We start from the raw sequence: 13,012 nt of genomic DNA, 5'->3' as shown, positions 1-13,012 counted from the left end.
TCTTACAGATGGGTTACAATTTAATGCGGGAGTTTGCCGACAGCTGGGGTCTGGTTGCCATGGCGCTTTTCTTTGTCGGTGCAATCGCCTTTTCCCTCCGGCCCGGTAGCCGCAAGCTGGCCGACGAAGCCGCCCGGATTCCCCTTGAGGACGACTGATCATGAGCGAAGAGCACATAGACCAAATCTCCGGCGTCTCGACCACCGGCCATGAATGGGATGGTATTCGGGAGTTGAACAACCCGCTCCCGCGCTGGTGGGTGATAACGTTTTACGTCACCATAGTCTGGGCTATTGGCTACACCATCGCCTATCCGGCCTGGCCTCTGCTGCACTCGGCAAGCAAGGGCGTGCTCGGCTATTCGAGCCGTAACGAGGTCGGGAACGAGCTCGCTGCGGCCGAAGTTGCCAAGGGCAAATATGTCGCTGCAATTCAATCGAAAACCGTTTCCGAGATTGCCGCCGACGATGCGTTGCGTGAATTCGCTGTCGCTGCCGGCGGCGCGGCGTTCAAGGTCAATTGCGTGCAATGCCATGGTTCGGGCGCACAGGGATCCAAAGGCTTCCCCAACCTGAATGACGACGACTGGCTGTGGGGCGGCAAGGCCGACCAGATCCAGCAGACGATCACGCACGGCATCCGCTTCGCGTCCGACCCGGATACACGCATCTCCGAGATGCCGGCCTTTGGCGACATCATCACGTCAGAGCAGATCACCCAGGTCAGCGCCTACGTGGCGAGCCTATCCGGCAAAGTCCAGGACGCAAGCCTGATCGAGCCCGGCGCCAAGGTCTTCGCGGAAAATTGCGTGGCCTGTCACGGCGCCAACGCGAAAGGCAACAAGGAGTTCGGCGCCCCGGATCTGACTGATGCCATCTGGCTCTACGGGTCCGGCGAGGCAGCCGTCGCCGCCCAGGTTCGCGCGCCCAAACATGGTGTCATGCCGGGCTGGATTGGCCGTCTCGGCGAGACCAAGGTCAAGGAGCTCGCGGTCTACGTGCATTCGCTTGGCGGAGGAGAATAGCAACGGGGGCCTATTCTCCTGCCCTCTCCGTCAAGGCGACGAGGCCCGGCCCTGCCGGGCCTCGACTGCATTGCGGTGCCCGGCGATTGACCTGCATCAACGCGGCGCAATCCAGTCGGAGGCAAGGTCCCGGTCGACGCTGCATTTCGCGCCGCCACACAGGGCGAAATCACAAGCTGCATGACGGGAGAGACCGGTGCTGGACAATACGCAGGTAGAACGGCTCGAAGCAGAGGCGGTCAACTCCGCCAAAGTGCGCCAGCCATTGTATGCTGCGCGCAAGAAGGTTTTCCCAAAGCGCGCATCGGGCAGCTTTCGCCAGTTCAAATGGCTCGTGATGGCGATCACCCTCGGCATTTACTATCTGACGCCGTGGTTGCGATGGGATCGCGGCCCGTTTGCCCCGGACCAGGCCGTGCTGCTCGATGTCGCCAATCGGCGCTTCTACTTCTTCTTCATCGAGATATGGCCGCAGGAATTCTACTATGTGGCCGGCCTTCTGGTCATGGCCGGCGTCGGCCTTTTCCTGATCACGTCGACGGTCGGGCGCGCCTGGTGCGGCTATACGTGCCCGCAGACCGTGTGGGTCGATCTGTTTCTGGTCGTCGAGCGCGCCATCGAGGGCGACCGCAACGCTCGCATGAAGCTCGATGCCGGCCCCTGGACCGTACGCAAGCTCGTGCTGCGGGTCTCGAAACATGCCATCTGGCTGGTCATAGGCGCGGCCACCGGCGGCGCCTGGATCTTCTATTTCGCCGATGCACCGACGCTGGCCGGCGAACTCTTCACCGGCGCGGCGGCTCCCATCGCCTACATCACCGTCGCCGTACTGACGGCGACGACCTATACGTTCGGCGGGCTGATGCGCGAGCAGGTCTGCACCTATATGTGCCCATGGCCGCGCATACAGGCGGCCATGCTCGACGAGAGCTCCCTCACCGTCACCTACAATGACTGGCGCGGCGAACCGCGCTCGCGCCACGCCAAGAAGGTGCTCGCCGCGGGGCAGCCTGTCGGCGACTGCGTCGACTGCAATGCCTGCGTCGCGGTCTGCCCGATGGGGATCGACATCCGCGACGGCCAGCAGCTCGAATGCATCACCTGCGCGCTCTGCATCGACGCTTGCGACGGCATCATGGACAAGCTCGGCAGGGAGCATGGGTTGATCTCCTACGCGACGCTCTCCGACTACAACGCCAACATGATGCTGGCGACCGCCGGGGGCTCGGGTTCAGTCAATCCTTCGCTGGTCCGAACCGCTGACGGCCTGTTCTCCGACAAGGTGGCCCACTTCCACATTCGTAAGATCTTTCGGCTGCGCACCTATGTCTACATGGGCCTGTGGTCGCTGATCGGCCTGGGTCTGCTGTATTCGCTGCTGACGCGCGACCGGCTCGAAGTGAACGTGCTGCACGACCGCAATCCGCAGTTCGTCACCCTGTCCGACAGCTCCATCCGCAACGGCTATACCGTCAAGCTGCTCAACATGATCCCCGAGCCCAGGACCATCGTCGTCACCCTTCAGGGCTTGGAAGGAGCAGAGATGAGCGTGGTCGGCATCGATCAGCCGGCAGGCCGCTCCGTTCCCATCTCGGTCGAACCCGACCGGCTGAAGATGCTGAAGGTTTTCGTACGCCAGCCGGCGGGCCAGATCCAGGGCACGGCACAGACCTTCAAGTTCCGGGCCGAGGACAGAGCGAGCTTCGAGTCCGACGAATACACCGCCACCTTCAACGCACCGGAGATCGCCAGATGACCGCCAAGGCGCAAAAATCCCGCGAATTCACCGGCAGGCACATGCTGGCCGTCGTCCTTGCCTTTTTCGGCGTCGTCATCGCGGTCAATCTGACCATGGCGACGCTCGCCAGCACGAGCTGGACCGGCCTGGTGGTCGAGAACACCTATGTGGCGAGCCAGCAATTCAACAAGAAAGCCGAGGAGGGGCGCGCGCAGGCGGCCCTCGGCTGGACCGGCAAACTGACCATCGCGGCGGGCGAGGTTCGCTACAGCCTTACCGATGCCGACGGCAAGCCGGTTACCTTGCATGGCGTCAAGGTGCTGTTTCGCCATCCCGCCTATGAGAAGGAGGACAAGGCCATCACGCTCGCCCTCGCCTCGGGCCAGGACTTCGCCGCGCAGCATACGCCGAAGGATGGTGTCTGGATCGTCGAAGTCGACGCCGATGCCGGTCTGGACAAAGCCTATCGTGACGTCCGCAGGATCATGATTTCCCATGGGGCGATGAAATGAGCTGTTGTGCACCTGGCGCTGAAATGACGCTGGATCTGGCCGGCGCCACATCGGTCCTGCCGTCCGGCCAGGAGATCGGGCTGGCAAGCCGATCGATCGGCGACAACCTTTGCCAGACCGATCTTTCGGTACCGACGGTCCACTGCGCGGCCTGCATCCAGACGATCGAGACGGCACTGGGAAAGCTCGATCGCGTCGAGAGCGCTCGCGTCAACCTGTCGACCAGACGAGTTTCGGTCCAGTGGCGTGGCGACGAGGCTCCGCCGTTTTTCGCAACGCTCGGGCGGCTGGGCTACCAAGCGCATCTCTTCGATCCGGAGACCGGCAGCAAGGACAAGACGCTATCGGAACTGATCCGGGCGATCGCGGTCGCGGGTTTTGCCGCCGGCAACATCATGCTGCTGTCGGTCTCGGTCTGGTCCGGCGCCGAAGGCGCGACCCGCGACCTGTTCCACTGGATCTCGGCGCTGATCGCCATCCCGGCCCTGGCCTTTGCCGGCGGCATCTATTTCCGCTCGGCGTGGAATGCCTTGCGCCACGGGCGCATGAACATGGACGTTCCGATTGCGGTCGGCGTGTCGCTTGCCTACGCCATGAGCCTCTACGAAACCATCAACCATGGCGACCGCGCCTATTTCGACGCCTCCGTTTCGCTGCTGTTCTTCCTCCTGATCGGCCGCACGCTGGACCACGTCATGCGCGAGCGGGCACGCACCGCCGTGAATGGCCTGTCGCGGCTGGCGGCGCGTGGCGCCATCGTGCTGCGCGGCGATGGCGTGCGCGATTACCTGCCGGTCGGCGAGATCGAACCGGGCATGGCGCTGCACATCGCCGCCGGCGAGCGAATCCCAGTCGACGGTAATATCCTCCGCGGTGTCTCGGATCTCGATTGTTCACTGGTATCCGGGGAAAGCACGCCCCGGACCGTGGGAGCGGGAGCCCAGGTTCAGGCAGGCACGCTCAATCTCACCGGCCCGCTGACCATGCGGGCGACGGCCGCGGCGAAGGATTCTTTCCTGGCCGAAATGGTCCGGCTCATGGAAGCGGCGGAGGGCGGCCGCTCGCAGTACCGCAGGATCGCCGACCGGGTCTCGGCGCTCTATGCACCGGTGGTCCATCTCGCTGCCTTGCTGACGTTCCTCGGATGGATGGTCGCTTCGGGCGACTGGCATCTGGCAATGACGATCGCGATTGCCGTTCTCATCATCACCTGCCCATGCGCGCTCGGCCTGGCCGTGCCGATCGTGCAGGTCGTCGCGGCGCGGCGTCTTTTCGAGGCCGGCGTCATGGTCAAGGACGGTTCGGCCATGGAACGACTGGCGGCGATCGATACGGTGCTGTTCGACAAGACCGGGACCCTCACGCTCGGACAGCCAAGGCTGATCAATGGGCCGTCCATCGACCCGGCCATGCTGGCGATCGCGGCCGACATGGCCGCGCATTCGCGCCATCCATTCTCGAAGGCCATAGCCGGTTTCGCGGGCTCTTCCAGCCAACCCTCGCTCCAGTCCGTCAGCGAACACCCGGGCTTCGGCATGGAAGCCGTCACCGAAGGCAACACCTGGCGTCTCGGCCGGCGCGGATGGGCTGGATGGAAGGCGCGGACCGGCGGCGAAGGCAAATATGGCGGCTATGGCGGGACAGTGCTTTCGAAGAACGGGATGATCGTCGCCACCTTTGCCTTCGAAGACGCCGCGCGCGCCGACGCAAAGGCGGCGGTCGGGCAATTGCAGGATGCCGGCATGTCGGTCCAGATGTTGTCCGGCGACACCGCCAACGCCTGTCGCGACGTCGCCAAGACCCTGGGGATCGAGGACTTCGTTCCGGCCCTGCTCCCGTCCGGCAAGGTCGAGTGGATCGAGACGCTGTCCAGGGAAGGCCACAAGGTGCTGATGGTAGGCGACGGACTGAACGATACGCCGGCGCTCGGCGCGGCGCATGTCTCGATGGCCCCGGCCACAGCGGCCGATGTCGGTCGCAATGCCGCCGATTTCGTTTTCCTGCGCGAAAGCCTTCTCGCAGTACCCTTGGCCTTGGATGTCTCGCGAAAGGCAGGCCGGCTCATTCGACAGAACATCGCCATTGCCATTGTCTACAACGCGTTCGCCGTGCCGATCGCCATATCGGGGCACGTGACGCCGCTCATCGCGGCGATCGCGATGTCAGCCTCGTCGCTGCTGGTGATCGGAAACGCCATGCGGCTGCAAGGTTTCACGAAAAGCGCATCGCCTGAACGCGCTTCGCGCGACCGGCGCGGACGCCCCGGCATGTTGGTCCAACAGCCGTGACGACGCTCGTCTATCTCATCCCCGTGGCGCTCTTCCTCGGAGCGCTTGGACTGAGCGGCTTTCTGTGGGCCCTGAGGACCGGCCAGTATGAGGATCTTGATGGAGCGGCGGAGCGCATTCTCATCGATGGGGATGAGCCGCCGAGCGGGCGTAGTGGACAGTATCGAGAGAACAAGCGCCCCTAGTTTATTCTGATGCCGCTCCGGGCGTCGAACAGATGCACCTTGTGCACGACAATCTCCAGATTCACCTTTTGACCCGGTTTGAACACTGGCTGTTCCCGGATTTCGGCCATCAGGTCGATGCCATCAGCAGTTAGGGTGATTTCCTGGGCTTCCCCAGTTGGCTCGACCACTTGGACCCTCGCCTTTGCGTGACTGCCACCGACAGCGATGTGCTGGGGGTGAATCCCGTAAACCACGCCTTGCCTGTCCCTGCCGCCTTCGGCAGTGGCAGGCGCAGGCCTTGTTCGGCGATGAACGCGCCACTCTCGACATGTCCCCCTGATGAGGTTCATTTCCGGCGATCCTATGAAGCTCGCAACGAACAGATTGCCCGGGTTCTCGTAGAGTTCGGAGGGCGTTCCGATATGTTCGATGCGGGCCCTTTGTTCAGCATCACGAAGCGGTCGGCGAGCGTCATCGCCCGATGCCGCACTTGACTTGCTCATATGTCTCATAATAAATCATACATAATAACATTTAAAAAGACGACGCACCTGGGAGCATCCATGAAAATTACGGCCATCAAGGCGCTCGTCTGCAATGCGGAAATGCGCAACTGGGTTTTCGTTCGGGTCGAAACCGATGAGCCCGGTCTGTTTGGCTGGGGCGAGGCAACGCTGGAATGGAAGACGCGTGCCGTCGTTGGCGCGCTTCAGGATCTCGAGGCACTGCTCATCGGGCAGGATCCGCGCAATGTGGAGCAGTGCTACCAGATCCTGACGCGCCACGGTTTCTGGCGCCTTGGCGTCGAGGGAATGTCGGCCGTGAGCGGCATCGAGATCGCGCTCTGGGACATTCTGGGCAAGTCGCTGGGCGTCCCGGTCTGGCGGCTTCTCGGCGGCCAGGTCCGCGACTATCTGCGGACCTACACGCATCTCGGCCTCGGCGACATGAAGGCGGTCTATGAGAGCGGGTCGGCGGACACGATCGTCGAGCGCGGACGCATCGTCACGCAGGCCGGCTACGACGCGGTCAAGGTCGTCTGCATTCCCTACACCCACTATGTCTCGCCGGCGAAGGCGGTCGACTCCGTTGCCGACATGGTTGGTGCGCTGCGCGATGCCGTCGGTCCCGACATCGACATCATGGTCGACTTTCACGGACGCCCGGCCTCCGTCAATGCGGCGATGGACTATCTCAAGGCGATCGAACCGGCCCGCATCATGTTTGCCGAAGAGCCGGTGCCGCCCGAAGATGTCGCCGGCCTGGCGCACATCACCGCGCGATCGGCGATCCCCATCGCATCCGGTGAGCGGCTGATCGGGCGCCGCGAGTTCACGCAATCGATCGCGGCGCGTGCGTTCAACATTGCCCAGCCCGATATCTGCCATACTGGCGGTCTGCTCGAGACCAAGAAGATCGCGGCGCTGGCCGAAACCGCCGGCATCGGCCTTGCGCCGCACAACCCGCTCGGGCCGATCGCCGGCGTCGCAGCGCTTCACTTCGGCATATCGACGCCGAACGTCATCATCCAGGAGGAGATGTCGGGCGCGGTCGCCTGGTACGACGACGTCGTCACCTGGCCGATCGACCGCAAACCCGGCCGCTGGGACGCGCCCGACCTGCCGGGCCTTGGCGTCACCGTGAATGAAGATGTCATCGCGCGCCACCCCTTCAAGCAGGAAGTGCTGCATGCCCGCAACGCCGTCATGCCCGACGGCACCGTGGTCGATTGGTGAGCGCCATGACAGGCAGGCTTCAGGGAAAGATTGCAATCGTCACCGGCGCCGGCCAGGGCATTGGCGCCGCCACCGCCCTGGCCTTTGCGATGCAGGGAGCAAAGACCGTCATTGCCGAGCTCAATGCGGCAACCGGCAAGGCGGTCGCCGACGAATTGCGCGCGAAGGGCGCCGACGCCCTTTTCGTCGAAACCGATGTCACCGACACAGCTGCAGTGGCCGACATGGTGGCAAAGACGATCGCGGCCTATGGCAGCGTCGATGTTCTCGTCAACAATGCCGGCGCCAACGTCTTTTACGAACCCTTGTCGATGCCGCACGAGGAATGGGATCGCTGTCTCAGGCTCGACCTCCAGGCCGCGTGGTTCTGCGCCAAGGCGGTGTTGCCAACGATGCTGGCGAACGGTTCGGGATCGATCGTCAACATAGCCAGCTGCCACGCCTTCAAGATCATTCCCCACACATTTCCCTATCCGGTCGCCAAGCATGCGCTTGTCGGCCTGACCCGCTCGCTCGCCATCGAATATGCGGCGCGCGGCATCCGCGTGAATGCGATCGCCCCCGGCTACATCGAGACGCCGATCGCGGAAGCCTATTGGAACACGTTTCCAGACCCGGCCGAGGAGAAGCGGCGGGCCTACGACCTTCATCCGCCCAAGCGCATTGGCCGGCCGGACGAAGTTGCAATGACGGCGGTTTTCCTCGCTTCGGACGAAGCGCCGTTCATCAATGCCGAGACGATCACCATCGATGGTGGACGCTCGGTTCTCTACCACGACTAACAACCAAGCAGGGAGGATCCACATGAAAACGACGACAAAAGCTCTGGCAACATTGACGATACTGGCTGCCGGACTGACGGCCGGCGTGGCAAGCGCCGACGACATCAAGATCGGCTACATCAACAAGATGGGCGAGCATCCATGGTTCGTCGCCGAAGTCGGCGGCGCCAAGAAGGCGGCTGAGGCGGCCGGCGCCACCTTCGTGTCGCAAGACGTCCAGTTCGACTCCAATCTGACGATCACCACCTTCGACACAATGGTCGGTGACGGCGTCAAGGGCATCGCCATCGTCGTTCCCGACAAGGCGCTGGGACCGGTCATCGCCGAGAAGGCCAAGGCCGCGAAAATCCCCCTGGTGGCGGTCGATGACGATATCTACTACCAGGACGGCACCCAGGTGCCCTATGTCGGCATGAATGCCTACAATATCGGCGCGCGGGTGGGCGAGGAACTGGCCAAGCTCTACAAGGCCGACAGCTGGGCCGGCAAGGAGGTGCGTATCGCCTCGATCGAGGACCGCAAGGCCGACACCTGCATGCAGCGCAACAAGGGTGCCGAGGAAGCGTTCCTGAAGGCGGTGCCCGATTTCAAGCCGGCAAACATCCTTCGCGTCCCCTATGACAACACGATGGTCAACGCCATCGACGTCATGACCACCACATTGACGGCCAATCCCGGCGTCACCAACTGGATCTTCTATTCCTGTAACGATGACGGCGTGCTGGGAGCGGCGCGAGCGCTGGAAAATGCCGGCTATGCCCCGGACCAGGGCATGGGCATCGGCATTGACGGCAGCCGCGCCTGCGAAGCTTTCGGATCGGGAAAGCCTTCGGCATTCCGTGGTACGATGTGGCTCAATTCGGCAAACCATGGCGCGCTGGCGGTGAAGATCCTGCTGGCGTCGATCAAGGACGGAACGAAGCTGCCCGTTCAGTCCTTCACCGACCCGGAATATATCACCGCCGGCAATTTTGCATCGGACTACAAGGCCAAGCTCTGCCACTGAGCCAGACCTGCGTCATGCGTCCCCAGGGGCGCATGACGGTTTCCAGTTGGCAGGTTCGCTGGCTGCCATGCCACCGAACACGGATCGATCCTCGGGAGTGAGCTTTGACGCAATCGGACTTCTTCTCGCTCGATGGCATATCGAAACGCTTCGGCGTCGTGCAGGCGCTCGACAATGTCTCGATCGCCTTCCGACCAGGCGAGGTGCTCGCTCTGGTCGGCGAGAACGGGGCCGGCAAATCGACGATGATGCGCATTCTCGAGGGCGTCTTCGGGCCCGACAGCGGCACTGTGCGGCACGGCGCGACGCCGATCGTTTTCGGCGAACCGCGCGACAGCCACCGGGCCGGAATCCGCATCATCCATCAGGAGCCGGAGATCGTTCCGAACCTGACGGTGGCCGAGAACATTTTCGTCGGCGAATTGCCGCGCCTGGCAGGCGTGCTGCTCGACTGGCGCAAACTGGAGGAGCAGACCGACCGGGTGCTTGCGGCCTTCGGCATGCAGCAGGACATGCGGCCACGCCAACTCTGCGGCACGCTCGGCCCGGCACAACGCCAGATGATCGAGATCATGCGCGCCATCCGCGCCGGCGGCCGGCTGATCGCCTTCGATGAGCCGACCTCGTCACTGACCGATGACGAAGCGCGTCGCCTGTTTTCCGTCATCCGCCGGCTGCGCGAGGAAGGCACGTCGATCATCTACATCTCGCACCGGCTGAACGAGATCATCGACCTTGCCGACCGCATTGTCGTCTTGCGCGACGGCAGGCTGGTCGACGATTCGCCAGCGGCCGGCGCCAGCGAGCAGACCATTGCCAAGCTCATGGTCGGCCGCAACATCGCCGATCTGTTCACCCGCGCGACCTGGCGGTCCGGGGAACGATTGCTGGACGTGGCGGGATTGACCACCGACCGCGTCAGCGATGTCAGCCTCAGTGTTCGTCGCGGCGAAGTGCTCGGCATCGCCGGCCTCATGGGTGCGGGCCGCTCCGAACTGGCAAAGGCGATTGTCGGCTATGACCGACGCATCGCCGGCACCATAGCCATGAATGGCGTGCCCGTTCTCCCCAACAGTCCGCATGCGGCAATCGTCGCGGGCATCGGTTTTGCTCCCGAAGACCGCAAGCACGAGGCGTTGCTCCTGTTCAGAAGCATTCTCGACAACGCTTCGCTTTGCGTGCCCGACAAGACGTCGAGCTTCGGCTTCTTCAACCGGCGCAAGGCACTGGAGATTGTCTCGCCGCTGGCAGCCAAGATGTCGATCAAGGCACCCAACCTCGACGAGCAGGTTTCGAAACTGTCGGGCGGCAATCAGCAGAAGGTCGTTCTGGCGCGCTGGCTTGCCCGGCAGCCGATGCTGCTCATTCTCGACGAACCGACGCGCGGCATCGATATCGGCGCCAAGGCGGAAATCTATCGGCTGATCGATGAACTCGCGGCAAGCGGAATTGGCATCATCCTGATTTCCTCGGAAATGCCGGAACTGATCGGTCTCGCCGACAGGGTTCTTGTCATGGCAGGAGGTCGCGTCACGGCCGAATTGTGCCGCCCCGACATCGACGAAGCGACGATCCTCAAACACGCCATGCCGCAATCCGCACCAGCGCCCGGAGACCACATTCAATGAACAGCCTCGAGCTTCGCGCATCGAAAGCGCAGACCGACGCCAGGGGCGCTTCCGCGCGCCTTGTGGAGCGCCTTGGCGTTCATAACATCAGCCTTCTGGTGGCGCTCGCCATTCTCGTTGTCATCTTCGGTTCGCTCCGCGGCGATGTGTTCTTCTCCAGCCGGAACCTGCTCAACATCGGTCTCGGCATCACCATTCTCGGTGTGCTGGCAATGAGCCAGACCGTGGTCATCGTCGGCGGCGGTCTCGATATCGCCGTCGGCGCCACCGTCGGTCTGACCACGGTCTCGACGGCAATGGCCATCCAGGCGACCGGGTCGCCGGCGGCCGGCATCGTTGCCGGCCTGGTGCTTGGTGGTCTTGCCGGTCTCGTCAACGGCATCATCATCACCTATGGGCGAGTCAACGCGGTCATTGCCACGCTCGGCACCATGGCGATCTTTCGCGGCATCGCCTTCATCATGTCCGACGGCCAGTCGATCGCCATCTTCAGCGACACGTTCCGGTTCATAGGCATTGGACGCATCCTCGGCCTGCCGTTGCTGGTCTGGATTCTGGTGCTGACCGCGATCGCATTCCACCTCTTCCTCGCGCGTTCGATTGTCGGCCGCAACATCTATGCGCTCGGCGGCAATCCTGTTGTCGCTCGCTTCTCCGGCATCAACATCAACCGCTACCGCGTCGGCATCTACATCATGAGCGGTGTTGCCGCCGGATTGGCCGGGATCCTGCTGGCTGCCCGTACCGGTTCGGGTCAGCCCGTATCCGGATCCCAGGGCCTGGAACTCGAGGCGATCACCGCCGCCGTGCTGGGTGGCTGTGCCTTGCAGGGCGGCAAGGGCACGATTGTCGGCGCGCTGCTCGGCGTCGCCATCATTGGCGTGCTCAACAACGGAATGATACTGACGTCCGTGCCAACCTTCTATCAATTGCTTGCAAAAGGCTCACTGCTGATCCTTGCTGTGGTCATTGCCGAGTACCACTTGAACAGGACATGACGATGGACGCGGCGACCGCTGCAAGCGATCAAGGCAAGCAGGACCTTCCTGGCGGGGATGGCGCCAATTTATCCCTGAAGGATCGCATCGCGCGCGATCTCGGACAGCGCATTCTCGCCGGCACCTACGCGCAGTACGCGGTCCTGCCGACGGAGGCTGAACTGTGCGTCATCTACGGCGCCAGCCGCACGGCGCTTCGCGATGCGCTGCTGACACTTTCGGCCAAGGGACTGATCGAGGCGCGCAAGCGGGCTGGCACGCGTGTGCGGGCGTCGAGCGAATGGAACAGGCTTGACGCGCAGGTTCTCGAATGGATGCGCGATATCGAGCCTGATCTCGATTTCGTCCGCGGCTTGATCGAGGCGCGGCTGGTCATCGAGCCGGCTGCCGCCCAGCTTGCGGCCAGGATGGCGACCTCGGGCGATCTCGCGGTGATCGAAGCCGCCTATGAGGCCATGCGCATTGCGCCGGAGGACGACCTCGCGGCCTGTCTCGATGCCGATGTCCGCTTTCATACCGCTATCCTGCGCGCCAGCCGGAACCCGGTTTTCGCCAATCTCGGCAATATGCTGGCAGCCGCACTCAGCTTCTCTTTCCGACTGACCACATCGGCCACCGCCAATTATCAGCAGACGCTCAGCGCCCATGGCGATGTGCTGGAAGCAATCCGCATGCGTAGGGTCGACGACGCTCACGATCAGATGAAAGCGCTGATCGGCATCGCCTCGAACGACCTTCTCGCTGTCGCCCGCAAGGGCCGCCACCAACAGCCCGTCCCCACCGCCAGTGCCGATCCCATCTGAGATTGATGATCCGCACATTGAAATTCGAAATGGCGACCTGTCCGCCGGAATCGTTCCGTTGCTTGGCGCCGGTCTGGCGCGGTTCGATCATGGCCGCACGCCGCTGTTCAGGCCATGGCCTGACGATGCAAGCCGAATGACAGCTTCGCGACTTCGTGATGGCGAAAGCGGACGTTTCGCTTGGAAGTCCTGACCCAACCCCCGGGATCCGGGATTGTCTGACCAGACGACATGCCAATTCGACGGAATTGGTGGGCCTTCAGCCTCCGAACCTCAGCAGGCAGCAAAGCGCTTGTCTATTTGGTATGCTGGTATAATATGTACCTGACA

At 63.0% G+C, this 13,012-nt stretch carries 13 protein-coding genes; 12 read left to right on the top strand and 1 reads right to left on the bottom strand.

Translation table 11 applies throughout. The annotated features are described in order from the left end of the window. The first annotated feature begins 8 nt into the window (after positions 1-8). From FJ546_RS28130 to ccoS, 6 genes are all read left to right on the top strand, one after another. Complete coding sequence (locus FJ546_RS28130; protein WP_140892306.1) at positions 9-158, top strand: cbb3-type cytochrome c oxidase subunit 3; 150 nt, start codon at positions 9-11, stop codon at positions 156-158. A 2-nt stretch (positions 159-160) separates the two neighbouring features. Continuing rightward, positions 161-1,024 carry a cytochrome-c oxidase, cbb3-type subunit III gene (gene ccoP, locus FJ546_RS28125; RefSeq protein ID WP_140892304.1) on the top strand — a complete coding sequence of 288 codons (864 nt, stop codon included), beginning with the start codon at positions 161-163 and terminating at the stop codon, positions 1,022-1,024. A 196-nt stretch (positions 1,025-1,220) separates the two neighbouring features. Next, a complete protein-coding gene (gene ccoG / locus FJ546_RS28120) occupies positions 1,221-2,780 on the top strand; it encodes a cytochrome c oxidase accessory protein CcoG (RefSeq protein ID WP_140892302.1) in 1,560 nt (519 codons plus the stop codon). Further along, positions 2,777-3,274, top strand: a complete 498-nt coding sequence (locus tag FJ546_RS28115) for a FixH family protein (protein WP_140892301.1) — start codon at positions 2,777-2,779, stop codon at positions 3,272-3,274. Before ccoG ends, FJ546_RS28115 begins: the two co-directional genes overlap by 4 nt. Then, the gene (locus FJ546_RS28110; RefSeq protein ID WP_140892299.1) at positions 3,271-5,562 is read left to right on the top strand and encodes a cation-translocating P-type ATPase; all 2,292 of its coding nucleotides are present in this window, start codon (positions 3,271-3,273) and stop codon (positions 5,560-5,562) included. Before FJ546_RS28115 ends, FJ546_RS28110 begins: the two co-directional genes overlap by 4 nt. Then, positions 5,559-5,747: a cbb3-type cytochrome oxidase assembly protein CcoS gene (gene ccoS, locus FJ546_RS28105; RefSeq protein ID WP_140892297.1), complete on the top strand. Its 189-nt coding sequence runs from the start codon at positions 5,559-5,561 to the stop codon at positions 5,745-5,747. Before FJ546_RS28110 ends, ccoS begins: the two co-directional genes overlap by 4 nt. Here the strand turns inward: ccoS and FJ546_RS28100 are convergent. Further along, complete coding sequence (locus FJ546_RS28100; RefSeq protein WP_181168120.1) at positions 5,744-6,232, bottom strand: TOBE domain-containing protein; 489 nt, start codon at positions 6,230-6,232, stop codon at positions 5,744-5,746. The two genes, ccoS and FJ546_RS28100, sit on opposite strands and share 4 nt — an antisense overlap. A 60-nt stretch (positions 6,233-6,292) precedes the next feature. On the opposite strand from FJ546_RS28100, the gene dgoD reads away from it, so the two are divergent. The 6 genes from dgoD to FJ546_RS28070 all read left to right on the top strand — a co-directional run bounded on the left by dgoD (position 6,293) and on the right by FJ546_RS28070 (position 12,682). Then, positions 6,293-7,465 carry a galactonate dehydratase gene (dgoD, locus tag FJ546_RS28095; RefSeq protein ID WP_140892294.1) on the top strand — a complete coding sequence of 391 codons (1,173 nt, stop codon included), beginning with the start codon at positions 6,293-6,295 and terminating at the stop codon, positions 7,463-7,465. Positions 7,466-7,470: 5 nt separating this feature from the next. Continuing rightward, positions 7,471-8,247: an SDR family oxidoreductase gene (locus FJ546_RS28090; protein ID WP_140892293.1), complete on the top strand. Its 777-nt coding sequence runs from the start codon at positions 7,471-7,473 to the stop codon at positions 8,245-8,247. A gap of 22 nt (positions 8,248-8,269) precedes the next feature. Then, entirely contained in the window at positions 8,270-9,253 is a 984-nt protein-coding gene (locus tag FJ546_RS28085; RefSeq protein WP_140892291.1) for a substrate-binding domain-containing protein, read from the top strand. A gap of 104 nt (positions 9,254-9,357) precedes the next feature. Next, positions 9,358-10,881 carry a sugar ABC transporter ATP-binding protein gene (locus FJ546_RS28080; RefSeq protein ID WP_140892290.1) on the top strand — a complete coding sequence of 508 codons (1,524 nt, stop codon included), beginning with the start codon at positions 9,358-9,360 and terminating at the stop codon, positions 10,879-10,881. Next, entirely contained in the window at positions 10,878-11,879 is a 1,002-nt protein-coding gene (locus tag FJ546_RS28075) for an ABC transporter permease (RefSeq protein ID WP_140892288.1), read from the top strand. Before FJ546_RS28080 ends, FJ546_RS28075 begins: the two co-directional genes overlap by 4 nt. A 2-nt stretch (positions 11,880-11,881) precedes the next feature. After that, positions 11,882-12,682 (top strand): FadR/GntR family transcriptional regulator, encoded by an 801-nt coding sequence (locus FJ546_RS28070; RefSeq protein WP_246686993.1) that lies wholly within the window; start codon positions 11,882-11,884, stop codon positions 12,680-12,682. Positions 12,683-13,012 lie beyond the last annotated feature (330 nt).

The sequence above is a fragment of the Mesorhizobium sp. B2-4-19 genome (assembly GCF_006441315.1).
Taxonomy (GTDB): Bacteria; Pseudomonadota; Alphaproteobacteria; order Rhizobiales; family Rhizobiaceae; genus Mesorhizobium.
Note: the sequence above shows the minus strand (reverse complement) of the source record. Positions and strands in the feature narration are given on the sequence as shown.

Bases quoted from the DNA above. Each gene is read 5' to 3' on its own strand.
- FJ546_RS28130 (WP_140892306.1), top strand. From the start codon at position 9: ATGGGTTACAATTTAATGCGGGAGTTTGCCGACAGCTGGGGTCTGGTT.
- ccoP (WP_140892304.1), top strand. From the start codon at position 161: ATGAGCGAAGAGCACATAGACCAAATCTCCGGCGTCTCGACCACCGGC.
- FJ546_RS28115 (WP_140892301.1), top strand. From the start codon at position 2,777: ATGACCGCCAAGGCGCAAAAATCCCGCGAATTCACCGGCAGGCACATG.
- FJ546_RS28110 (WP_140892299.1), top strand. From the start codon at position 3,271: ATGAGCTGTTGTGCACCTGGCGCTGAAATGACGCTGGATCTGGCCGGC.
- FJ546_RS28100 (WP_181168120.1), bottom strand. From the start codon at position 6,232: ATGAGCAAGTCAAGTGCGGCATCGGGCGATGACGCTCGCCGACCGCTT.
- dgoD (WP_140892294.1), top strand. From the start codon at position 6,293: ATGAAAATTACGGCCATCAAGGCGCTCGTCTGCAATGCGGAAATGCGC.
- FJ546_RS28090 (WP_140892293.1), top strand. From the start codon at position 7,471: ATGACAGGCAGGCTTCAGGGAAAGATTGCAATCGTCACCGGCGCCGGC.
- FJ546_RS28085 (WP_140892291.1), top strand. From the start codon at position 8,270: ATGAAAACGACGACAAAAGCTCTGGCAACATTGACGATACTGGCTGCC.
- FJ546_RS28075 (WP_140892288.1), top strand. From the start codon at position 10,878: ATGAACAGCCTCGAGCTTCGCGCATCGAAAGCGCAGACCGACGCCAGG.
- FJ546_RS28070 (WP_246686993.1), top strand. From the start codon at position 11,882: ATGGACGCGGCGACCGCTGCAAGCGATCAAGGCAAGCAGGACCTTCCT.